Source organism: Pseudomonas sp. PME37.24/025, assembly GCF_055556615.1.
In genome coordinates this window covers 1-259 of the sequence record NZ_JBVHNK010000334.1, presented here as the reverse complement: position 1 = coordinate 259, position 259 = coordinate 1, and the positions used below count along the sequence as shown (strand labels likewise).

At 72.2% G+C, this 259-nt stretch carries 1 protein-coding gene; it reads left to right on the top strand.

What is annotated here, in order from left to right:
• Positions 1-259 (top strand): GntT/GntP/DsdX family permease (locus ACZ3HH_RS30605; protein WP_465810411.1); only part of this gene is annotated, 259 nt, incomplete at both ends.

Genomic DNA, 259 nt, shown 5'->3' with positions numbered 1-259 from the left:
CAGCAAGATCGCGGGCGTGCGACCGATCGTGTTCGGCCTCCCGATGTTCGGCCTCATGCTGGCCGTCCACGTCTCGGTGCCCCCGCACCCGGGCATCGTGGCCGGCGCCGGGGTCTTCGGGGCCGACCTCGGGCTCGTCACGGCGATCGCGCTGCCCATCTGCGCCGTCCTGGGCCTGCTGTGCTTCTGGGTCGCCCGCATCATGAACCGCACCGAGTACGCGCTCGCCCCGCGCGTCGCCGAGCAGATGGCCGAGTTC